Source organism: Nocardia mangyaensis (genome assembly GCF_001886715.1).
Classification (GTDB): Bacteria; Actinomycetota; Actinomycetes; order Mycobacteriales; family Mycobacteriaceae; genus Nocardia; species Nocardia mangyaensis.
Genome location: NZ_CP018082.1, coordinates 1,101,143 through 1,122,448 on the forward strand (window position 1 = coordinate 1,101,143; position 21,306 = coordinate 1,122,448).

Genomic DNA, 21,306 nt, shown 5'->3' on the forward strand with positions numbered 1-21,306 from the left:
CTGTGACGGGGATCTCGGCTAGGCTCACCGCGAGCCGAGTACAGTTGCGAGGATTTCAGCCGAACTTACTCGTAGGTAGCTTCGGCTGGACCGTTGTACCCAGGCTCGAAGCCAGCACGAAAAGGAAGTCTGACTAGTGGAGACAACGCAAAACGCCGGCGAGGAATCGCCGCGGGGAGCGCGTGTCGGAGTCGTTCGCGAGTCCGGTGCGGGCGAGCGCCGAGTCGCCTTGGTGCCCAAGATCATCCCCGCCCTGTCCAAGCAGGGTGTCGAGGTGGTCGTGGAGGCCGGGGCGGGTCTGGGTGCGCTCATTCCCGACGAGTCCTATGTCGAGGCGGGCGCGACCATCGGTGATCCGTGGTCGGCCGATGTCGTCGTCAAGGTGGCACCGCCCAGCGATGCCGAGATCGGCAAGCTGTCCTCGGGCCAGACGCTGATCGGGTTCCTGGCGCCGCGCAATGCCGACAACCAGATCGGCGCGCTGAAAGCCGCCGGAGTGCAGGCCTTTGCGGTGGAGGCGATTCCGCGGATCTCGCGCGCGCAGGTGATGGACGCACTGTCCTCGCAGGCGAACGTGGCCGGGTACAAGGCCGTGCTGCTGGCCGCGTCGGAGTCGACTCGCTTCTTCCCGATGCTGACCACCGCCGCGGGCACCGTCAAGCCCGCGACCGTGCTGGTGCTCGGCGTCGGTGTCGCCGGTCTGCAGGCGCTGGCCACGGCCAAACGGCTCGGCGGGCGGACCACCGGCTACGACGTGCGTCCCGAGGTCGCCGATCAGGTGCGCTCGGTCGGCGCCCAGTGGCTCGACCTCGGCATCGACGCCGCCGGTGAGGGTGGCTACGCCCGCGAACTCACCGACGAGGAGAAGGCTCAGCAGCAGAAGGCGCTCGAGGACGCGATCAAGGGCTTCGACGTGGTGATCACCACTGCGCTGGTGCCGGGTCGTCCCGCACCGCGCCTGGTGACCGCGGCCGCGGTCGAGGGGATGAAGCCGGGCAGCGTGATCGTCGACCTGGCCGGGGAGACCGGTGGCAACTGCGAGCTCACCGAGCCGGGTGAGGTCGTGGTCAAGCACGAGGTGACCATCGCCTCGCCGCTGAACCTGCCCGCCACCATGCCCGAGCACGCCAGCGAGCTGTACTCCAAGAACATCGCGGCACTGCTGGAACTGATGCTGGTCGACGGGAAACTCGTGCCCGACTTCTCCGATCAGGTGCTGGCGGATTCCTGTGTCACTCGTGAGGTGGAAGCCTGATGTACACCGAACTCATCGCGAACCTCTCGATCCTGGTGCTGTCCGGATTCGTCGGGTTCGCCGTCATCTCCAAGGTCCCCAACACCCTGCACACCCCGCTGATGTCGGGCACCAACGCCATTCACGGCATCGTCGTGCTCGGTGCGCTGGTCGTCCTCGGCAACATCAAGGACCCCTCACTGCTGGCGCAGATCGTGCTGTTCGTCGCCGTGGTGTTCGGCACGCTGAACGTGATCGGTGGCTTCGTGGTCACCGACCGCATGCTCGGCATGTTCAAGGGTAAGAAGAAGGCGGCCGAGTGATGCACGCAGTCGACAACATGACCTATCTGGTCAACGGCCTCTACATCGTGGCCTTCTCCATGTTCATCTACGGCCTGATGGGCCTGACCGGGCCGAAGACCGCGGTGCGCGGTAACCAGATCGCCGCGGTCGGTATGGCCATCGCCGTGATCGCCACGCTGATCTCGGTGCGCAACGCCGACCTGCTCAACTGGATCCTGATCGGCGCGGGTCTGATCGTCGGTGTGGCACTGGGTGTTCCGCCCGCCGTGCGCACCAAGATGACCGAGATGCCGCAGCTGGTCGCGGCGTTCAACGGCGTCGGTGGTGGCACGGTCGCCTTGATCGCGTGGGCCGAGTTCATCGACAGCTCGGGCTTCTCCCAGCTGCACGAAGAGCCGACCATTCACATCATCATCGGCTCGCTGTTCGCCGCGGTGATCGGTTCGATCTCGTTCTGGGGCTCGATCATCGCCTTCGCCAAGCTGCAGGAGATCCTGTCCGGCAAGCCGATCGGGATCGGCAAGCTGCAGCAGCCGCTGAACCTGCTGCTGCTGCTCGGCGCCATCGCCTGCGCCGTGGTGATCGGCGTCGGCGCAGGCAGTGGCGGTGTCTCGCAGCTGTGGATGATCGGCCTGCTCGTGCTGGCCGGTGTGCTCGGCCTGATGGTCGTGCTGCCGATCGGCGGCGCGGACATGCCGGTTGTCATCTCGCTGCTCAACGCGCTCACCGGTCTGTCGGCCGCGGCCGCGGGTCTGGCGCTGAACAACACCGCCATGATCGTGGCGGGCATGATCGTCGGTGCTTCGGGCACCATCCTTACCAATCTGATGGCCAAGGCGATGAACCGGTCCATCCCGGCGATCGTGGCCGGTGGTTTCGGTGGTGGCGGCGGCGCGGCCGCGGGTGCCGATGGGGGCGAGGCCAAGTCGGCCAAGGCCACCTCCGCCGCCGATGCCGCGATCCAGATGGCCTACGCCAATCAGGTCATCGTGGTCCCCGGTTACGGTATGGCCGTGGCGCAGGCCCAGCACGCGGTCAAGGAGATGGCGGCGTTGCTCGAGGCCAAGGGTGTCGAAGTCAAGTACGCGATCCACCCGGTCGCCGGTCGGATGCCCGGGCACATGAACGTGCTGCTGGCCGAGGCAGAGGTGTCCTATGACGCGATGAAGGAGATGGACGACATCAACGGCGAGTTCAGCCGCACCGATGTGGCCCTGATCATCGGCGCCAACGACGTCACCAACCCCTCGGCCCGCGAGGACGCCAGCAGCCCGATCTACGGCATGCCGGTACTCAATGTGGATCAGGCCAAGAACGTCATCGTGCTCAAGCGGTCGATGAACTCCGGCTTCGCCGGCATCGACAACCCGCTGTTCTACGCCGACCACACCTCGATGCTGTTCGGTGATGCCAAGAAGTCCGTCGGTGCGGTCACCGAGGAACTGAAGGCGCTGTAAGAGACCGCTACACAGCTGACGGGCCCCGCTGTTCTCGGAGAACGGCGGGGCCCGTCTCGTTGCCGTCCCTTCACCCATTGTGTCGCACGCCACAGGGGTGCTAATTTGATTGAGACGAAGCAGTCTCAATCGGCGACCGGGAAGTCGGCGTGAAGAAACGGAGTCCTCGACGATGAGGCCACTCGCCCGCCTGCTGACCGCCATGGTGATGTCGGCCCTGACCGCCGCGCTGTCGTGCACCACCGCGAACGCCGAGGCGATCGCGCCAGGAATCACCGCGCAAAGCGTCTTCGACCAGCCAGGACCGCACCCGGTCGCCACTGCGACAGTGACCAACTCCTGTCAGGAATCGGTCGCCGGCATGATCGCGCACCTCACCGTGCGCCTGTTCGGCAACCGCGACGACGCGCGATGCACGCAGGCGTTTCCCTACGGGCTGCAGTCGCCGGTCGGCGCGAACACCTACTATCCGGCCGATATCGCCATGATGGAGCAGGCGCCGCTGATCCTGTTCGAGGGCGGCATCACCGCGAACCCCGGCATGTACGACACCTTGGCGCGGCAGTGGACCAGTCACGGCTTCGTCGTCGTGATCACCTACGACTTCGTGAACTCGCTCGCCCATCTGCCCGTGATCGGTCTGGCCACGGCGATCGCCCAGCATCGCGATCCCGGCTCGCCGCTGTTCGGCCGGATCGATCTCGGTCGCACCGTGCTGGCCGGGCACTCCGCGGGCGGGGGCGCCGCCCTGCAAGCGGCGGCGCTGTTCCCGCAGATCGCGGCGGCGGTCGATCCGGGATTCGCGGTAATCGGCGTACTGGCGATCGCGCCGGGCCCCGTGGGAGTCGGCGCGCTCGTCGGCGTCCCGACGCTGTTCCTCACCGGCGCCGACGACTTCGTCGTTCCCGACTTCGCCTGGGTGCGCTGGTGGCAGTACGACCTCACCTTCCACGCACCCGCCTGGATCGCCAATGCCCGTGGCGTGAGCCATTTCTCGCCCCTTGACGGACCCGGCGCCTTCCCGTCGTCCGGGGCAGCGGTGGCTTGGCTCGAGTACCTCGCCTTCGATGACGACACCGCCCGCCGGTTCTTTGTCGGCCCCGACTGGTTGCTGCGGGCGGACCCGACCTTTATCAGAGTCGAGCGCAACTCGACGGCCGACAGCCTGCGATGAGTCGCCGCGCCTTGATGATCGGAGAGAAATCCTTGATGTCCCGACACTTTCCCTGGCTCGTCGGTATCGCGGCTGCCGCGATCACTGTCTTCCCGATGGTGTCACCGGCCGCCACCGCGCAACAGGGTGGCGAGCGTGGCTGTTCCGAGCGCGTCTCCGGGCAGCCGGTGCCGCGCGCGAGCCCAGGGGAGGTCGGGATGGACTCGGTGGCGCTGCGCGACGCACTCGACTTCGGGACGCGCGCGGGCGGAATCGCGGTCCAGGTCTACCGGCACGGCTGTCTGGTCGCCGACCACACTCCGACGCGGAATCAGCCGTTGCCGCTGGCCAGCGCCACCAAGGGCGTCACCGCCGCGGTGATCGGACGAGCCGTGACGCTGGGTCATCTCAGCGTGGACGATCCGCTCGGCAGGTTCTTCCCGCATGCTGATTCCGCGCACGCGAATCTCACGGTGCGCCAAGTCCTCACCCAGACCACCGGCCTGCATTTCAGCTGGCCCGCCGACCTCGCCGGACAGCAGACCGACGCGGTCCGGCAAACCCTCGCCGCACCTGCCGACTACGCCCCGGGCAGCACTTTCCAATACGCGCAGAACACCGTGATGGTGCTGTCGAAGATCATCGAGATCGCCACCGGCGCCGACTTCCAGGACTTCGCGCAGCGGGAACTGTTCGCGCCCTTGGGCATCGACCGTGGGAACTGGGTCTGGCTCCGGGACCGCAGCGGCAACACCGCCGTCAACGGCGGCCTGGCCATGCGCCCTGACGACCTCGCCCTCCTCGGCCACCTACTGCTCCGTGAGGGTCGCTGGAACGGTGACCAGCTCATCGACGCCGACTATCTGCGGCAGGCCGCCACCGGCACCGCCGCGAACCCGGGATACGGCTTCTTGACCTGGCTCAACTCCGGCGACACCTACCGAGGAACCGAGGTCCCGAGCGCGATCTTCTACGATCACCCGCAATTCCCCGGCTCCCCGCGCGACATGTATTCCTACGAAGGAGCGCTCGGCCAGTTCATGACCGTGGTTCCCAGCCGCGACCTGGTCGTCGTCCGTCTCGGGATTCCGCTGCGGGTCGACCTGGACAACCCCATCGCGATACTCACCGGGAGCGGCAACCCTGACAACAACGAGCTGTTCCAGCGGATCACCCGAGCGGTCACGGATATTCCCGCCGACCCCTACGTCGATCCGTACCTGGTCGAGCGCAAGCCGCTGTCGGTCCGGACCGCCGAGGATTTGGCCGCGCTGCTCGACGCGTCGACCGCGGCCGCCATCCTGCTCGGGGTCGGCCCTTATGCCGCGAGCGACTGCAACATTGTCTGGTGTAACGGTACCTTCGTCGCGGTCGACGTGTTCCACCTCGTTCTCGACGTCGGCGGACAGGTGGCAGCCGCCGCGCTCGCCCTGGGCAACACCCCGCGCTGAGGAGCTTTCTCCGGCGCTGCCGAAACGCGACCACCCCGCCTTGTCGGCGGCGATCATCCCGTCCACCTTCTCTGGGCGGTTGACGTTGGCGGCCACCGACTGCGGAGGGGCGCAGCGGGTCGATCGATCTAGGAGACGGTGACCGGCAGGTCGGTGACGCCCAGTGCGCCCAGGATGCGCCCGAGCTTGCCGGTGGTCTCGGCCAGTTCGGCGGCCGGATCGGATTCGGCGACGATGCCGCCGCCCGCGTGGGCGAGCAGGCTCAGACCGTCGGCGGAGAGCTCGGCACAGCGGATGCTCACCATCCACTCGCCATTGCCCTCGGCATCGCACCAGCCGACCGCGCCCGCGTAGAAGCCGCGTTCGCCCTCGAGTTCGGCGATGACACGCGCCGCCGCGGCGGTGGGGGTGCCGCAGACCGCGGGTGTCGGGTGCAGGGCGACCGCCAGTTCCAGCGCCGTCGGTCCGGCCGTCGGCACGGAGGCGGTGATCGGGGTGCCCAGGTGCCACATCGCGGGGGTGCTGGTGAGTTCCGGTGCGGGAGTGTGCACGTCGGCGCATCGGTCACGCAGCACCGTCGACACCTGGTCGGTGACGAAGCGGTGCTCGGCGTGGTCCTTGGGCGAGCCGAGCAGAGCGTCGGCGGCCGCCTGGTCCGCGTGGCTGTCGGTGTGCACGCGGCGGGCCGATCCGGCCAGCGGATGGCTCAGGATCTCGTTCCCGTCGCGGCGCACCAGGATCTCGGGGCTGGAACCGACGAGGTGCAGGCCCGGATAGCGCCCACCGGCGGCGGACAGGTCGACCAGGAATCCGTTGGCGTGGGGATCGGAGGCCACCATCAGGTCCAGGATGTGGTGTGCGCGTACCGGTTGCGTGGCGATGCCGCGAACTGCCCTGGCCAGCACCACTTTCCGCACGGGATGCCCAGGGTCGGCGAGCAGTTCGACCGCTGCGGCGACACGGCGATGATGCTCCTCGGGAGCGGGGATCGCGGCATCGATGGTGAAGCCGGGCAGCGCGCGCGGTTCGGGGCGGTGCGGTGCGTCGGTGATGGTCACCGAGTCCGGCGCCCACAGCGCCGCGGGGGCCCCGGGGGCGAACGGCAGGGCGCCGACGATGTGGCTGATCCGGCCGCTGCGCAGCGCGGTGATCGCGTCGTGGGCCGAGCGGAAGACGGTATCGCCCGCTGTCGCGGACACCGTCCGCTGCGGGCGGGACAGAACGAAAGCGGGATCGGAGCTGTCAGTACTGATGGTGATCATCCTCTCGGTCACATGTCGTGCGCTGCGCCACCGTCGGGCCGTGGCGCGACCGGGGACGCCTCCCCTGTGGTTAGCCTAACCTGATTTGACTGTCGGGTGGTCGGCTCAGGTGGCAGGGCGCTTGACAGGACCGGCGGGATCACCCGCTCGGACCGACCGTCAGTGCGAGTCCGCGACCTCCGCGCTGGGCTCGCGCTCCCGCGCGTCGTTCGGCGCCGGGATGTGGCGCAGCAGCACCATGACCAGCGTGGCCGCGAGGGCGGTGAGTCCGATACCGACGACCGAGTTCACCTGCAGAGCGTGGGTATACGCCTGCCGCGCGACCTCGGTCAGCTCGCCGCCGAGCGCCGCGGGCAGCGCCGTCGCGACATGCAGGGCGCCGGCGAGGGTGTCCTCGGCGACGAGGGTGGCCTCGGCGGGCAGCCCGGCGGGCATCGTCTCGGCCATCTGGCCGCGATAGACCGCGGTCCCGATGCTGCCGATCACCGCCACGCCGAGCGCCGCCGAGAGCTCCTGACCGGTCTCCGAGATCGCCGAGGCGGCACCCGCACGCGCCGGGTCGACCGCGCCGACGATCAGATCCAGTCCGAGCACGAACATCGGGCTCAGCCCCAGGGAGAAGATGACCATGCCGGTGACGATCAGCGCGAGGTCGTCGCCGCCGGAGAGTTGGGTGAACACCGCGTAGCCGAACATCGCGAGGACAAGGCCGCCGGCCATCAGATACGCGGGCCGCACCCGGGGCGCGACCGCGCTCACCACACCGGCGGCCACCACCATCGCGGCGGCCTGCGGCACGGTCCACAGTCCGGCTTCGAACGCCGACAGGCCGAGCACGAGTTGCAGGTACTGGGCGAGCAGCAGGAACAGCCCGCCCATCGCCAGCATGGCGACCATCAGCGCCACCAGCGAGCCGCTGAACCGCACATTGCCGAACAGCCGCAGGTCGATCAGCGGATCGGTGAGCCGCCGCTGCCGCAGCACGAACACCGTGCCGAGGGCCAAGCCGGCCGCCAGGACGCCGACCGCTTCGATCGACCAGCCGTCCTTGGCCAGTTCCTTGATGCCGTAGATGACCGACATCACCGCCAGCAGCGACAACAGTGCGCTGAGCAGATCGAGCTTGCCCGGATTCGGGTCCTTGTACTCCGGCAGCAGGACCGGGCCGCTGGCCAGCAGCAGTACCATCGCCGGGACCGCGACCAGGAACACCGAGCCCCACCAGAAGTGCTCCAGCATCGCGCCGCCGACCAGCGGGCCGATCACCATGCCGACCATGAAGCTGGTCATCCACACGCTGATCGCGGTGGTGCGCTGGCGGTCGTCGTGGAACATGTTGCGGATGAGCGCCAGTGTGGAGGGCATCAGCGTCGCGCCGGCGATGCCGAGCAGCGCGCGGGTGCCGATGAGCATGCTCGCGCTGGTGGAGTACGCGGCGAGCACCGAGGCGACGCCGAAGGCCAGCGCGCCGATCATCAGCAGTTTGCGGCGGCCGATGCGGTCACCGACGGTACCCATGGTGATCAGGAAGCCGGCGACCAGGAAGCCGTAGATGTCGAGGATCCACAGCAGCTGCGAACTACTCGGCTGCAAGGCCTCGCTGATCTGGGGGATCGCCAGGTAGAGCACGCTCAGGTCCATCGAGATGAGCAGCGTCGGCAGCGCGAGGACCGCCAGCCCGATCCATTCCTTGACCCCGGCTCGCGCGGGGGATTCGCCGGGGGTCTGTTCGTCGTGCTGGGTGGACGTCACCTCATGACGCTACCGACCGATCGGTCAGGCATGCCAGTGGATTTTCGCCCCCAATCTTCCCGGCTTGTCCCCGGCGGTGGTGCGACCTGGTCGCTGTCCGGATCGGCCGTCGGCCGGTCTGTATCTGTGACTTGCCGCGCGGGGGTATGTGCGCGGATCAGTTCGGTGAGATGTCGGCCCACCCGGTCCAGCGGCTCGGCGCTGCGCTTGGCCAGTGACATGACCACCGCGCCCTCGATCGCGGCGATGACGGTGGTCGCCAGCGACAGCGCGGTCTCGGGGGCGATGTGCTCGGCGCGCAGCCGGGTGGCCAGGGCCTGCTCCCAGTCGTCGAACGCCGTGCCTGCCGCATCGGCGGCCTCGGCCGACTCCGAGCGGCCCAGTGCCGCGGCCACGACCGGGCAGCCCGCGAGGAAATCGCTGGATTCGACGACCTGTTTCCAGGAGTCGGTGAACGAGCTGACGGTCGTGTCCGGCTTGCCGCCGCGGCCGAAGGTCTCGATGAGCGTCGTCATCGCCCGGCCCGCGACCCGGGTCGCCTCGGTGATGAGCTCGGATTTGCCGCCGGGGAAGTTGAGGTAGATCGTCCGGCGCGAGATGCCGCTGTGTTCGAGCAGCTGGGTGACCCCGGTTCCGGCCACACCGTTGCGGCGTACCAGGTCGATCGCGCTCTGCACGAGTCCGTCACGCGCTGCCATCGGCGTCCTTTCGTCGGTCCGATGGAAGTATACCGATCGGTGTACTACTCTGCGGTAAGGTACACCGATCGGTGTACTACACGCGTCCCGCGGAGGAGTCGACGATGACAGCCCTGAGCGATCCGCTCGCCCTACCGTGCGGCCAGGTGCTGCCCAACCGGCTGATGAAGGCCGCGCTGAGCGAAGGCCTCGGCTCGCCGGAGTTCGGACCCGACGAGCGTCTCGACCGGCTCTACCGGCGTTGGGGCGCAGGCGGTTTCGGCTTGATCGTGACCGGCAATGTGATGGTCGACCGCACCCAGCTCGGCGAGCCGGGCAATGTCGTCGTCGAGGACGAACGTCACCTCGCGGACCTGCGCCGCTGGGCCGAGACCGCGAAGGCGGGCGGCGCCCGGATCTGGATGCAGATCAACCATCCCGGCAGACAGGCCAATCCGCTGGCCACCAGGACGCAGCCGGTGGCGCCGTCGGCGATCGGCCTCGATCTGCCCGGTGTGCCCGCGCCCCGCGCGCTCACCGATGCCGAGATCGTCGACATCGTTGGCCGGTTCGCCACCACCGCGCGGATCGCGGAGACGGCCGGTTTCGACGGCGTGCAGATCCACGGTGCGCACGGCTATCTCGTCTCGCAGTTCCTGTCGCCGCTGGCCAATCAGCGCGCGGATCGCTGGGGTGGGGACGCCGAGCGGCGGGCGCGCTTCGTGCTCGAGGTGGCTCGCGCGATCAGGGCCGAGGTGTCGGAATCCTTCGCCGTGGCGATCAAGCTCAACTCGGCCGACTTCCAGCGCGGTGGTTTCACCGAGGACGAGTCGCGTGCGGTGGTGCGGCGGCTGGCCGCCGAGCGGCTGGATCTGATCGAGATCAGCGGTGGCAGTTACGAATCGCCCGCGATGATGGGGCGGCCGGTCGCCCGCTCGGCGAGCACGGCGGCCCGTGAGGCGTACTTCCTCGAGTACGCCCGCTCGGTGCGTGCGGTCGCCGCGGCGGTGCCGCTGGCGGTCACCGGTGGCTTCCGCACGCGCACGGCGATGGACGCGGCGGTCGAGTCGGGGGAGTGCGATGTGGTCGGCCTCGGGCGGCCCAGTGCCCTCGTGCCCGGCGCGGCCGGTGACTTGCTGCACGGCCGCACCGCCCGGCTGCGCTCGCCGCGGGTGTCGTTGCGACTGCCCGCCGCGATGACCACGCTGGCCGGGATCAAGGCGGTCGAGGGCGCGCTCGACCTGCAGTGGCACACCGATCAGCTGCACCGCATCGGGGCGGGCATCGAACCCGATCCCGAGCGCACCGCGTGGTTCACGGCGGCGACCATGTTCAAACGCAACGGCGTCGACGCGTTCCGGAGCAGAAGGAGTTCGACAGTGAACCGGAAACCGAAGGACCCGACGCTGCGCAAGTTCGAGGTCGAACGCGCCGTCGGCCGCTACGTCGCCAACCCGACGGTTCGCGCCCTGAGCCGCCTCGGCATCCGCACTTCCTTCGCCACCGACCTGGAGACCACCGGGCGCAAATCCGGCCAGACCAGGGTGGTCCCGGTCTCGGTCGCCTTCGACGACACCGGCGCGTGGGTGATCAGCCAGCACGGCACCCGATCCGGTTGGGCCGCCAATATCGGCGCCGAGCCGAAAGTCCGCGTGCGCCAGGGCAACCAGTGGCGCACCGGGACCGCGGAATTGCACCCGTCCGACGACGTGGTCGCCAGGGCCCGTACTTTCGCCCCGAACCCGCTGTTCGCCGGCCTCACCGCGGCGACCTTCCGTGCGCTGCAGAGCACCCCGGTTTCGGTCCGGATCACCTTCACCGACTGACTGCCGGCGCCACCGGAGCGCAGGTCATGCGGAGCATTCGTGCACCCATCGAAACGTGATCACCCCGCCCGCCGGGTTCCGGCGAACGGGGTGATCGTGGTGGCGAGGTGCGGCGCGGTCAGACCTTGAAACGCTCGGCCAGCAGGTCGAGGGTCGCCATGGCCACTTGGCGAGGTCCGACGGCACCAGCGCGGTGGGCGCGACGGCGGCGAGCTTGTCGTAGTTCTTGATCGTCTGCTGTCCGGGCCAACCGGGTCCGCCGCCGATGATCAGGTCGGGCTGCTGGGCCGCGATGAACTCCAGGTTCAGGTCGTCACCGGAGGTCACCGCGACGGTGCCCTGCTCCTTGGCGTCCGCGGCTCGTGCGCGCCGTTCAGTCCTCCTGATCGAAATCGGTGACGCCGCGCTTCCAGTACCCGGCGATGAGTGAGTCCTCGGGACCGATACCGAGGTCTTTGCGGATGAACTTGCGGACCCCGCGCAGGCAGCCCGCTTCGCCGGCCGCCCACGCGTAGACGCGGCGCCCGGCGGGCACTTCCACCTCGCGCACGGCCCGCTCGAGGAAGTCGCTGGTACCCGGCTCGAGCTCGCCGCGATGCAGCCATCGCACGGTGACACCGGCGGGCGGATCGAGCGGGATCTCCTCCTCGGGCCCGGCCACCTCGATGAACGCCCAGCCGGTGGTGTCGCGCGGCATGCGTTCCAGCCAGCGGGCCATGGCGGGCAGCGCGGTGATGTCACCGGCGAGCAGGTAGTCGTCGTAGCTGTCCGGGATGACCACGCCGCCGGGCGGACCGGCGATGTACATCGTGGTGCCGGGGGTGACCGAGCCGGCCCATTCGGAGGCGAGGCCGCCGGGATGAATGACGAAGTCGATGTCGAGTTCGCCGTCTTCCACGCTGTGGCGGCGCACGCTGTACTCGCGCGAGACCGGTCGCGGGTCGCTACCCCACTCGAGCCCCATGCCCGCCCGCCGCGGCAGCCGGAGCACGCCGTCTTCGCCCGGGAAGATCAGGCGCACATGCTCATCCGGGACGTAACTGTGGAACTGCGCGATATCAGGGCCGCCGAAGGTGATCCGCAGCAGCGCCGCGCCGACGGGGACGACCCGCAGTACTTCCACCTCCTGCAGGCCGATCGGGTACGGCACCTTGGCGCCGTGGTCCCCGGCGAGCACCTCGGCGACATTCTCGGCGCAGGCGCTGCGATCCTTCACCGTTGCTCCTCTCCGTGCGGTCCGCGGGTCACTGGAAGCGCTCGACGAGCAGGTCGAGGGTGGCCATGACGGTGCGGTAGTCGGGCCGCGAGCTGGTGGCGGGCAGTTCGAAGACCTTGTTCGCCGTGAAAGAAGGCAGCGTGGCGTACATCGGGTCGGCGCGCAGCTCCTCGAGCGAACGGCCGCCGGCGAGCGGGATCGTGAACAGCACGGGCGCGTCCATCACGGTGTTGATCAGCTCCGGGCTGAAGCTGATGAAGTCGGCGCTCTGCTCCTTGGCCGGGTTGCCCGCCTTGGCCTCCACCTGGGTGTCCAGGGTGAATCCGACTTCGGCCAGCAGCGCGGGCAGGGCGGCGGTGGGAATGAAGAGGGTCGGCTGCTGGCTCTTGATCGACTGCAACACCACGGTCGCGCCGGCGGGCGCGTTGATCTTGCTCTTGGCCTCGGTGATCTTGGCCTGGTAGTTCGCGATCAGGGTGTCGACATTGGCCGGCTTGTCGACGGCCTCGGCGAGGAACCGCAGCTGGTCTTGCCAGTTGGTGGTCTCGGTCGGCATCAGCACGGTCGGGGCGATGGCGCTGAGCTGGTCGTAGGCGTTCACCGACTGCTGGCCCGGGTAGCCCTGGCCACCGCCGATGATCAGATCGGGACGCTGGGCGGCGATGAACTCGAGGTTGATGTTCTCGCCGGACGGCACGGCCTGCGTGCCCTGCTTCTTCGCGTCCTCGGCCCAGCCGGTGGGGAACTCGCCCGGCTTGTTCGGCACGCCGAGCAGGCGCGGGTCCGCCGCGACGACGGTGGCCTCGAGATCGTAGAGGTAGCCGGCCAGATTGCCGTTGAGCACGATGACGCGCTGCGGGTCGGCGGGAACCTCGATGGGGCCCTTCGCCGACGGCACTGTCCGCGCGCCCGTGTCGGTGGCGTCGGTGGCGGAGTCACCGCACGCGGCGAGGACCGCGACCAGCGCGAGGATCACGAGGGCGAGGGCGGCGCGGAGCCGACCCGAAGAACGGTTGATGAACATGGACGGGGAATTCCTCATTTCTAGGGTTGGTGGCGGCAGTGCCACCTCAGTGCACCGGTGCGGCGTTCTCGGCCAGTGGAATCACCAGTGGCGTACCGGTTTCCGGGTCGTCGACGATCCGGCACCGCAGCGAGAACACCTCGTGGACCAGCGCTACGGTGACGATCTCGGCGGGCGGCCCGGCGGCGACGACGCGCCCGTCGCGCATGGCGATCAGGTGGTCGGCGTAGCGGAAGGCATGGTTGAGGTCGTGCAGAACCGCCACGACCGTGCGTCCGGCATCGCGATTGAGCGAGCGGCACAGATCCAGCAGTTGAATCTGGTAAGCGATGTCGAGGTAGGTCGTCGGCTCGTCGAGCAGGATGATGGGCGTCTGCTGGGCGAGCACCATGGAGATCCACACGCGCTGACGCTGACCACCCGACAGTTGCTCGACCGGCCGCGCCGACAGATCGACGACGCCGGTGGCCGCCATGGCCGCCGCGACCGCCTCTTCGTCGGTCCTGGACCACTGGCGCAGCAGCGTCTGGTGCGGATACCGGCCGCGCGCGACGAGATCCGCCACCCGGATGCCGTCGGGTGCGGTCGAGGTCTGTGGCAACAGACCGACCTGACGGGCGAATTCCTTGGCCGGATACTCGGTCACCGGTCGGTCGTCGAGCAGCACCGTCCCGGAATCGGGAGTGAGCAGCCGGGCCAGCGCGCGCAGCAGCGTGGACTTGCCGCAGGCGTTCGGGCCGATGATCACGGCGAACTCGCCGTCGGGGATGTCCACGCAGAGTTGGTCACTGATCGTGGTGCTCTTGTACCCGAGCCGGACCTGGTCGGCGCGCAACCGCGCGGCAGGAGAGTCGTTCATGATCGCTTTCCTATTTCCGTCGCGCTTCGGCGACGAGCAGATACGCCAGGTACAGGCCGCCGACCGAGCCGGTGACGATGCCGACCGGGATGGTGGTCGGCGCGAAGGCGCGCTGGGCGATCCAGTCGCAGACGACCAGCAGGGCAGCGCCCATCGCCGCGGCGGGGACCAGCGCGATCGACGGAGTGCGGGTGAGCCTGCGCGCCAGGTGCGGCGCGGCCAACGCGACGAAGGCGATCGGCCCGGCGACGGCTGTCGCCAGCGAGGTGAAGGCCACGCTGAGCGCGATCAGCCAGCCGGTCGCCTTGCTCGCGTTCACGCCGAGGGCCCGCGCGGTGTCGTCACCGAGTTCGAGGATCTGCAGGCGGGGCGCGGCCGGGATCAGCGCCAGCGCCAGCACACCGAGGATGAGCATCGTCGGCAGGACCTGGGGCCAGGACAGTCCGTTGAGCGAGCCCATTCCCCAGGCCGCCGCCGACATCGCCGCGTCCAGGTCGGCCCGCATGATCAGCCAGGTGTTGACCGAGGCGAGCATGGCGCTCACGCCGATGCCGACGATGATCAGCCGGAAGCCGGTCACGTTGTGCCGGAAGGCCAGCAGGTGGATCACCAGGGCGGCGCCGAGGCCGCCGACCATCGCGCCCGCCGCGGTCTGGAAGCTGCCACCGCCGATGATCAGGATCACCAGCAGCGCCCCGGTGTAGGCGCCGGTGCTGAAGCCGATGATGTCGGGACTGCCGAGCGGATTGCGGGTGACCGACTGCAGGATCGCACCGCTGACGCCGAGCGCCGCACCCAGTGCCAGCGCCAGCAGGATGCGCGGCAGCCGCCAGTCCCACACCACCAGCCGGTCGAAGCGCTCGTCGCCGATGAACAGCGCGCGCACCACGCGCTGGGCGGGAATCGGGAAATCGCCGGTGCCCAGTGCGAAGACGGCGGTGGCTAGGGCGATCGCGAGCAGGATCGCGCACACCACCACGGTGCGCACGCCGATTCTCGTGGTGATGCCCAGCCGCTGCGACCGGACGACGAGCATGGTGCGCCCGAAGTCGAATTTCGTACTCATGCGGCTACTCCCACTCGGGCACGGCGGGCCAACCAGATCAGCATCGGCGCGCCGAGGAACGCCGTGACCAAGCCGGCGGGCACCTCGTCGGGACGGATCAGCACGCGGCCGAGGACATCGGCGGTGAGTACCAGCAGCGGCGCGAGCACCAGCGAGTACCCGAAGATCCAGCGCTGATCGGCACCGACAAGCCAGCGGGCGATGTGCGGCACCGCGAGACCGATGAAGGCGATCGGGCCGACGGCCGCGGTCGCGGTTCCGCACAGCAGCACCAGCGCCAGTGCCGTGAGCAGCCGTGTGCGGCTGATGTTCACGCCGAGGGAACGGGCCAGATCGTCACCGAGGGCGACGGCATTGAGCGAGCGCGCGCAGACCGCGGCGATCAGCAGCCCGGCCACGATGAACGGCGCGGCGCCGGTGATGATGTCGAATCCGCGGCCGGTGAGCGAACCGGAGTCCCAGTTGCGCATCTCGTCGAAAGCCCTGGGGTCGACCAGGATCAGGCCCCGGGTGAGTCCGGTGAGCACCGCGGTGGCGGCGACCCCGGCCAGGGTGAGGCGGATCGGATCGGTGCCGGTCTGGCCCGCGGTGCCGAGCCGGTACACGACGATCGAGACCAGCGCGGCACCGACGAAGCCGAACCACACATAGGAGGTGATCGCACTCACGCCGAGCACACCCACCGCCAGCGTGATCGCGAAGGCCGCGCCGGCGTTCACCCCGAGCAGTCCCGGGTCGGCGAGCGGGTTGCGGGTGAGGCCCTGCATCAGGCAGCCCGCGACACCGAGAGCGACTCCGCAGAGCAGTCCGAGGACCGTGCGCGGCAGCCGGTATTCGGTGACGGTGATGTGGTCGGGTGTGGTCGCGGGGCCGGTCAGCGCCAGCCAGACCTCGCCGAACGGAATCGACTTCGTGCCGACCAGCAGGCTCAGCGAACAGGCCGCGATCAGCAGCGCGACTGTCAGCAACCAGCCGAACCAGCGCGGACTTCTCATCAGGGGATCTCTCTCGCGTCGAACCAAACCTCGAGGAAGTTAGCTCGAGCAACGGTCAGGCAGGTGAGCCTACCCTGATATGGCGCTCATATGGGAGGTGTATTTCAAGGTCTTCGGGTCCTGGTGGCCGACCGGCCAGGACTGTTCGGCTATCGCGGAGTCCACACCCCGGAGGCGGCGGTCTGCTTGGCGTAGTCGGTGAAGTCGCGGGGTTCTCGGCCGAGGGCGCGGTGGACGCCGTCGGCGGTCGGGGTGTTGCGGCCGTCGAGGATGGTGCCGAAGAGGTAGTCGAGCAGGGAGACGACGTCGTCGGGGACCTGGTATTCGGTGAGCGCGGCGACGAACTCGGAGCGCGAGACCGGGATGAAGTCGATCTCGCGGCCGGTGGCGGCGGCGATCTCGGCGACCGCCTCGGCGAAGGTCAGCGCGCGGGGTCCGGTGAGTTCGTAGACCTCGCCCGCGTGCCGGGGATCGGTGAGGGCGGCGAAGGCCACCTCGGCGATGTCGTCGACGTGCACGAACGGTTCCGGTACATCGCCGTTGGGCAGGGCGACGGTCCCGGCCAGGACATCGGGAAGGAACGCGCCCTCGCTGAAGTTCTGGGCGAAGAAGCTGCAGCGCACGATCGTCCAGGTCAGGCCCGAGTCCTCGACGATCCGTTCGCATTCGCGCGCCTCGGGCTCCCCGCGCCCAGACAGCATCACCACCGAGCGCACCCCCGCGGACTTCGCGGCCGTGGTGAACGCGCGGAGGGTGTCCGGTGCCCCGGGCACGGCGACATCGGGCTGGAAGGCCAGGTAGACGGAGTCGACCCCGGTGAGGGCGGGCTCCCAGGTGGTGCGGTCGGCCCAGTCGAAGGGGATCGGGGCAGTGCGCGAGCCGAGCCGGACCGGATGTCCGGCGGCTTCGAGGAGTGCCGCGACGCGACTGCCGGTCTTGCCCGTGCCGCCGGTGACGAGGAAAAGCTGCTGGTGAGAAGCGATGTTTGTCATGCCTTCAGTACATCGGTGAACGGCCGAGGGTGACATCGTCGCGACGCTCACGAACATGCGCCGTCGTCTACTGTGAGAGATGTGGATGCGTTGGCCGGTCTGCTCGAAGGTCCACGAGCACGCGGTGCGTTCCTCATGTGCTCGCTGCTCAACCCGCCGTGGTCGCTGCGGATACAGGACGAGGCGCCGCTCACAGTGCTCGCGATGATTCGCGGAAATGCCTGGGTGAGTACCGATTCCGCGCCGCCCCGCCAGCTGGGCCCCGGCGACGTGGCGGTCTTCCGTGGGCCGAAACCGTATACGGTGGCCGACGATCCGGCGACCGAACCGCAGATCGTCATCCACCCGGGCGAGGTCACCACCACCCCGGACGGTGAGATCCTCTGCGAGACACTGAGTCTCGGTGTTCGGCAGTGGGGCACCGATCCTGACGGCGAGACGTTGATGGTCACCGGCACCTACGAATCGGCGGGCGCGGTGAGCCGACGGCTGCTGCGCGCGCTGCCCGAGGTCGCGGTGCTGCCGCGCGGTGAGCTCGACACCCGGCTGCTCGACCTGCTCGTCGATGAGGCGACCAAGGACCTGCCCGCCCAGGGCGTGGTGCTCGACCGCCTGCTCGACCTGCTGCTCATCGCCGCTCTGCGTGCCTGGTTCGCCCGTGAGGACGCCCCCGCCTGGTACCACGCCTACAGTGATCCGCTGGTCGGCAAGGCTCTTCGCCTGCTGCAGCACAATCCGGCCCACCCGTGGACAGTGGTCGGGCTGGCCGAGGCGGTCGGCATGTCGCGGGCCGCGCTGGCCCGGCGGTTCACCGAGCTGGTCGGCGAGCCGCCGATGACGTTCCTGACCGAATGGCGGTTGTCCCTGGCCGCCGATCTGCTTGCCGAATCCGAGGCGACCGTCGAGTCCATCGCCCGCCAGGTCGGGTACGGCAGCGCCTTCGCGCTGAGTACCGCGTTCAAGCGGCACTTCGGGGTGAGTCCACGCGATCACCGTCAGGGCGGAACGGCGGCGCTGTCGTCGTCGGCCTGAGCGGGTCGATGCTGTAAGGATGACGGTATGAACTACCCCGTGCTGTGGCCGATGCCGACCCGCTGGGCCGACAACGACCAGTACGGTCATGTGAACAACGTGACCTACTACTCCTACTTCGACACCGCGGTGAACGCCTGGCTGATGCGGGCCACCGGCGCCGACATCACCGCCCTGCCCGCCCTCGGCGTCGTCGCCCAGACCGCCTGCCGCTTCCACGGCTCGATCAGCTTCCCCGACCAGCTCCAGGTGGGCCTGCGCATCGCCCGCCTCGGCAATTCCAGCATCACCTACGACCTGGCCATCTTCCGCGAAACCTCCGGCGGCCTCGACCTCGCCGCCACCGGGGATTTCGTCCACGTCTACGTCGACGCGCAGACCCGCAAGCCGGTGCCGATCCCCGACGTCATCCGCACGGCGGCCGCCGAACTCGTCACCGAATAGCGCGTGCGCGGTCGTGCGGCCGATCACGGCCGCACACCGGAGCCGAAGTCGCCACGCCCCGACCCGGTGAGCACGGTCCGACATCGTGCCGTAGCGATTCGGCCGGTTGGAGCGTGACGGTGGTTGGTTCTCGCTATCCGCGCAGCATGGTCTGGAACCGGCGCATTCCGGCGAGCCAGCGGTCGTAGTCGGACCCCTTGTTGCGGTACATCCGCAGGACCTCGGGGTGCGGGAGGATCAGGAAGTGTTCGGCGGCCATGGCTTCGACCACGGTGTCGGCGACGTCCTCGGGGGAGAGGACAGCGCCCGCCGTCGTCACGGCCTTGATCGCCAGCGCGGAGGCGTCGGGGTCGTCCGGGATCAGGTCGCCGGTGAGCAGACGGGTGTCGACGCCCATCGGGCACACGCAGCTCACGCGAACGCCCTGATCGCCGTAGGTCACCGAGAGCCACTCGGCGAAACCGACCGCCGCGTGCTTGGTCACCGAGTATGGCGCCGAACCGATCTGCGTCAGCAGACCCGCCGCCGACGCGGTCGACACGAAGTACCCGCTGCCCCGCTCGACCCACCCCGGCACGAGCAGCCGCGCCGCCCGCACATGCGCCATCACATTCACGTTCAGCGCAGCGGCCCACTGCTCCTCGGTGCTGTCCAGCCCCGGCCCGCCCCCGATCCCCGCATTCGCGAAATACAGGTCGACCGGCCCGAATTCACGCTCGGCCACCGCGATCAATTCGGCGACGACCGACTCCGCGCCCACGTCGCCACCGACCGCGACCGCGTCCGCCCCGAGCACACCGGCCACCTTCGCCGCGGTGTCCGCGTCCAGATCGGCGACCACGACCCGCGCCCCGCCGGCAACCAATCGATGCGCGAGCGCCGCCCCGATCCCCGCCCCAGCTCCGGTGACAATCGCGACTTTTCCAGCAATCTCCATCCCCGCACCCTAACGGCGGCTTCCCGCGCCCCGCACCGATTCCGCACCGGCAGCCGCGCGGTCCGCGCCGGCCGCCGGAGCCGCAGTGGCCGTGGCCGACCTGCTCGCTTCTCCGACCCGATCGCCACCGCCGCGGGCCCGGCGGTGTGCAGCGGTAGGTGCCAGTGGCGCGGTGCCGTATCAGCTGACGACGGTAGGAGCGGCCGCCGGGTCCGTCTTCGTGAGGTCGGTTTTCGCCTCGGTAGGTTCGCCGGGGTCCGGGGTGATCGCGGCGCGGGCCATGGTGCCCAGCGGGGTGTGGTTGAAGATCAGATTGAGGACGAAGGCGGTGAGAGCGCCGAGGGTGACGCCGCTGTCGAGCAGGATCTGGGCCGAGGTGGGGAACTTGTCGAACATGCCGTGGGTGAACACCGGGAGCAGGCCGATACCGATGGCCGTGGCCGCGATCGTGGCGTTCACCCGGTCGAGCAGGTTCGCCTGGCGCAGCGTGTTGATGCCGACGACCGCGACGGTCGCGAACAGCACCAGCCCGACACCACCGACGACCGGCTTGGGAATCACCGCGACCACCTCACCGATGCGCGGTACCAGCCCGAGCACCACCAGGATCGCGCCGCTCACCGCGGTCACATACCGGCTGTAGACCCTGGTCGCGGCGACCGCGCCGACGTTCTGGTTGAAGATGGTGTCGACGAACGCGGTGAACACCCCGCCCAGCACGCCGGACAGGCCGTCACCGACCAGGCCGCGCGCCAGATCACCCTTGCCGATCGGCTTGCCGGTGATCTCGCTGATCGCCAGCATGCTCGCCGTCGACTCGGCGAACACCACGGCCATCACGATGCTCATCGCGACCACCGCGGTGATCGGGAACTGCGGCGATCCGAAGTGGAAGGGCTGCGGAATCCCGATCCAGTCCGCGGCGCCCACACCAGCGGTACTCACCAACCCCATCGGCACCGCGATCACGATGCCCACGAGGAGCGCGATCAGCACGCCCAGCTGCGACCACACCCCGCGCCCCAGGCAGACGAACGCCACCGCGATCAACACCACCACCGCGGCCAGCCCGATGTTCGACGGCGCGGCGAAGCTCGGCGCCGACGGGTCGGTCCCGATGATCAGGCCACCGGCGACTCCGATGAGCGACACCCCGACCACCGTCAGCACGGTCCCGGTGACCAGCGGCGGGAAGAACCGCACCACCCGCGCGAAGGGCCACGCCAGCGCCACCCCGACCACACCGCCGACCAGCATCGACCCGTACACGGCCTCGAGCCCGTACTCCTTGGCGATCAGGATCATCGGATTCAACCCGACAAAGGTCGCCCCACACACGATCGGCAACCGCGCACCCGCCAGCTTGCCCACCCCGAGGCTCTGAATCAGCGTGATGATCCCGGCGACCAGCAGATCAGCGCTGATGAGCAGCCCGATCGTCGCCTGGTCCAGCCCCGCGGCCGCACCGAACACCAACGGCACCGTGATACAGCCGGTGTACATGATCAGAACGTGCTGCAGGCCGAACGCCAGCTGCCGACCGAACGGCAACCGGGTATCGACGGGATGGGCCTCACTCATACATGAGGTTGTAGCCCCCGTTTTTTACAGCGAATGAGCGCCG

19 protein-coding genes and 1 pseudogene are annotated in these 21,306 nt (G+C 69.0%); 8 read left to right on the top strand and 12 right to left on the bottom strand.

From position 1 onward, the window contains the following. The first annotated feature begins 136 nt into the window (after positions 1-136). The 5 genes from BOX37_RS05005 (at position 137) to BOX37_RS05025 (ending at position 5,600) form a co-directional block, all read left to right on the top strand. Positions 137-1,255, top strand: a complete 1,119-nt coding sequence (locus BOX37_RS05005) for a Re/Si-specific NAD(P)(+) transhydrogenase subunit alpha (RefSeq protein ID WP_071926606.1) — start codon at positions 137-139, stop codon at positions 1,253-1,255. Next, entirely contained in the window at positions 1,255-1,557 is a 303-nt protein-coding gene (locus BOX37_RS05010; RefSeq protein ID WP_071926607.1) for an NAD(P) transhydrogenase subunit alpha part 2, read from the top strand. The genes BOX37_RS05005 and BOX37_RS05010 overlap by 1 nt, the downstream gene beginning before the upstream one ends. Positions 1,558-1,574: 17 nt before the next feature. Beyond that, positions 1,575-2,996, top strand: a complete 1,422-nt coding sequence (locus BOX37_RS05015; RefSeq protein ID WP_071931200.1) for an NAD(P)(+) transhydrogenase (Re/Si-specific) subunit beta — start codon at positions 1,575-1,577, stop codon at positions 2,994-2,996. A gap of 172 nt (positions 2,997-3,168) precedes the next feature. Further along, positions 3,169-4,170, top strand: coding sequence for a poly(ethylene terephthalate) hydrolase family protein (locus BOX37_RS05020; protein ID WP_071926608.1), 1,002 nt, complete (start codon positions 3,169-3,171; stop codon positions 4,168-4,170). Between the two features lie 35 nt (positions 4,171-4,205). Then, positions 4,206-5,600 (top strand): serine hydrolase domain-containing protein, encoded by a 1,395-nt coding sequence (locus tag BOX37_RS05025; RefSeq protein WP_167659895.1) that lies wholly within the window; start codon positions 4,206-4,208, stop codon positions 5,598-5,600. A gap of 128 nt (positions 5,601-5,728) precedes the next feature. On the opposite strand, the gene BOX37_RS05030 is transcribed toward BOX37_RS05025, so the two are convergent. The 3 genes and pseudogenes from BOX37_RS05030 to BOX37_RS05040 form a co-directional block, all read right to left on the bottom strand. Then, the gene (locus tag BOX37_RS05030; protein WP_071926610.1) at positions 5,729-6,862 is read right to left on the bottom strand and encodes an isochorismate synthase; all 1,134 of its coding nucleotides are present in this window, start codon (positions 6,860-6,862) and stop codon (positions 5,729-5,731) included. Positions 6,863-7,021: 159 nt separating this feature from the next. Then, entirely contained in the window at positions 7,022-8,614 is a 1,593-nt protein-coding gene (locus BOX37_RS05035; protein ID WP_071926611.1) for an MFS transporter, read from the bottom strand. Positions 8,615-8,751: 137 nt separating this feature from the next. Next, a pseudogene (locus tag BOX37_RS05040) lies at positions 8,752-9,312 on the bottom strand (TetR/AcrR family transcriptional regulator); the annotation flags it as partial. 104 nt (positions 9,313-9,416) lie between these two features. On the opposite strand from BOX37_RS05040, the gene BOX37_RS05045 reads away from it, so the two are divergent. Further along, a complete protein-coding gene (locus BOX37_RS05045) occupies positions 9,417-11,117 on the top strand; it encodes a nitroreductase family deazaflavin-dependent oxidoreductase (protein WP_071931201.1) in 1,701 nt (566 codons plus the stop codon). Between the two features lie 24 nt (positions 11,118-11,141). Here the strand turns inward: BOX37_RS05045 and BOX37_RS35080 are convergent, their stop codons facing one another. The 7 genes from BOX37_RS35080 to BOX37_RS05080 all read right to left on the bottom strand — a co-directional run bounded on the left by BOX37_RS35080 (position 11,142) and on the right by BOX37_RS05080 (position 17,269). Continuing rightward, on the bottom strand, positions 11,142-11,444 hold the full coding sequence (locus BOX37_RS35080; RefSeq protein WP_071926612.1) for a hypothetical protein: 303 nt from the start codon (positions 11,442-11,444) through the stop codon (positions 11,142-11,144). 46 nt (positions 11,445-11,490) lie between these two features. After that, a complete protein-coding gene (locus BOX37_RS05055; protein WP_071926613.1) occupies positions 11,491-12,333 on the bottom strand; it encodes a siderophore-interacting protein in 843 nt (280 codons plus the stop codon). Between the two features lie 28 nt (positions 12,334-12,361). Beyond that, positions 12,362-13,357: an ABC transporter substrate-binding protein gene (locus BOX37_RS05060; protein ID WP_084759425.1), complete on the bottom strand. Its 996-nt coding sequence runs from the start codon at positions 13,355-13,357 to the stop codon at positions 12,362-12,364. Positions 13,358-13,403: 46 nt separating this feature from the next. Continuing rightward, the gene (locus BOX37_RS05065; protein WP_071926615.1) at positions 13,404-14,216 is read right to left on the bottom strand and encodes an ABC transporter ATP-binding protein; all 813 of its coding nucleotides are present in this window, start codon (positions 14,214-14,216) and stop codon (positions 13,404-13,406) included. Between the two features lie 10 nt (positions 14,217-14,226). Continuing rightward, positions 14,227-15,282: a FecCD family ABC transporter permease gene (locus BOX37_RS05070; RefSeq protein ID WP_071926616.1), complete on the bottom strand. Its 1,056-nt coding sequence runs from the start codon at positions 15,280-15,282 to the stop codon at positions 14,227-14,229. Continuing rightward, entirely contained in the window at positions 15,279-16,277 is a 999-nt protein-coding gene (locus BOX37_RS05075) for a FecCD family ABC transporter permease (protein WP_167659896.1), read from the bottom strand. The genes BOX37_RS05070 and BOX37_RS05075 overlap by 4 nt, the downstream gene beginning before the upstream one ends. A gap of 149 nt (positions 16,278-16,426) precedes the next feature. Further along, positions 16,427-17,269 carry an NAD(P)H-binding protein gene (locus tag BOX37_RS05080; protein WP_071926617.1) on the bottom strand — a complete coding sequence of 281 codons (843 nt, stop codon included), beginning with the start codon at positions 17,267-17,269 and terminating at the stop codon, positions 16,427-16,429. A gap of 81 nt (positions 17,270-17,350) precedes the next feature. On the opposite strand from BOX37_RS05080, the gene BOX37_RS05085 reads away from it, so the two are divergent. Both BOX37_RS05085 and BOX37_RS05090 read left to right on the top strand, forming a co-directional pair. Further along, entirely contained in the window at positions 17,351-18,301 is a 951-nt protein-coding gene (locus BOX37_RS05085) for an AraC family transcriptional regulator (RefSeq protein ID WP_071926618.1), read from the top strand. Positions 18,302-18,328: 27 nt separating this feature from the next. Next, the gene (locus BOX37_RS05090; protein WP_071926619.1) at positions 18,329-18,745 is read left to right on the top strand and encodes an acyl-CoA thioesterase; all 417 of its coding nucleotides are present in this window, start codon (positions 18,329-18,331) and stop codon (positions 18,743-18,745) included. Between the two features lie 133 nt (positions 18,746-18,878). On the opposite strand, the gene BOX37_RS05095 is transcribed toward BOX37_RS05090, so the two are convergent. After that, complete coding sequence (locus BOX37_RS05095) at positions 18,879-19,682, bottom strand: SDR family oxidoreductase (RefSeq protein ID WP_071926620.1); 804 nt, start codon at positions 19,680-19,682, stop codon at positions 18,879-18,881. 180 nt (positions 19,683-19,862) lie between these two features. After that, the gene (locus BOX37_RS05100) at positions 19,863-21,263 is read right to left on the bottom strand and encodes a uracil-xanthine permease family protein (protein WP_071926621.1); all 1,401 of its coding nucleotides are present in this window, start codon (positions 21,261-21,263) and stop codon (positions 19,863-19,865) included. Positions 21,264-21,306: the final 43 nt, after the last annotated feature.

Excerpts from the sequence above, each read along its gene's own strand:
- BOX37_RS05045 (WP_071931201.1), top strand. The coding sequence starts at position 9,417 with ATGACAGCCCTGAGCGATCCGCTCGCCCTACCGTGCGGCCAGGTGCTG.
- BOX37_RS05075 (WP_167659896.1), bottom strand. The coding sequence starts at position 16,277 with ATGAGAAGTCCGCGCTGGTTCGGCTGGTTGCTGACAGTCGCGCTGCTG.
- BOX37_RS05100 (WP_071926621.1), bottom strand. The coding sequence starts at position 21,263 with ATGAGTGAGGCCCATCCCGTCGATACCCGGTTGCCGTTCGGTCGGCAG.
- BOX37_RS05080 (WP_071926617.1), bottom strand. The coding sequence starts at position 17,269 with ATGACAAACATCGCTTCTCACCAGCAGCTTTTCCTCGTCACCGGCGGC.
- BOX37_RS05060 (WP_084759425.1), bottom strand. The coding sequence starts at position 13,357 with ATGTTCATCAACCGTTCTTCGGGTCGGCTCCGCGCCGCCCTCGCCCTC.
- BOX37_RS05030 (WP_071926610.1), bottom strand. The coding sequence starts at position 6,862 with ATGATCACCATCAGTACTGACAGCTCCGATCCCGCTTTCGTTCTGTCC.
- BOX37_RS05010 (WP_071926607.1), top strand. The coding sequence starts at position 1,255 with ATGTACACCGAACTCATCGCGAACCTCTCGATCCTGGTGCTGTCCGGA.
- BOX37_RS05020 (WP_071926608.1), top strand. The coding sequence starts at position 3,169 with ATGAGGCCACTCGCCCGCCTGCTGACCGCCATGGTGATGTCGGCCCTG.
- BOX37_RS05025 (WP_167659895.1), top strand. The coding sequence starts at position 4,206 with ATGTCCCGACACTTTCCCTGGCTCGTCGGTATCGCGGCTGCCGCGATC.
- BOX37_RS05095 (WP_071926620.1), bottom strand. The coding sequence starts at position 19,682 with ATGGAGATTGCTGGAAAAGTCGCGATTGTCACCGGAGCTGGGGCGGGG.
- BOX37_RS05090 (WP_071926619.1), top strand. The coding sequence starts at position 18,329 with ATGAACTACCCCGTGCTGTGGCCGATGCCGACCCGCTGGGCCGACAAC.
- BOX37_RS05070 (WP_071926616.1), bottom strand. The coding sequence starts at position 15,282 with ATGAGTACGAAATTCGACTTCGGGCGCACCATGCTCGTCGTCCGGTCG.
- BOX37_RS05015 (WP_071931200.1), top strand. The coding sequence starts at position 1,575 with ATGACCTATCTGGTCAACGGCCTCTACATCGTGGCCTTCTCCATGTTC.
- BOX37_RS05065 (WP_071926615.1), bottom strand. The coding sequence starts at position 14,216 with ATGAACGACTCTCCTGCCGCGCGGTTGCGCGCCGACCAGGTCCGGCTC.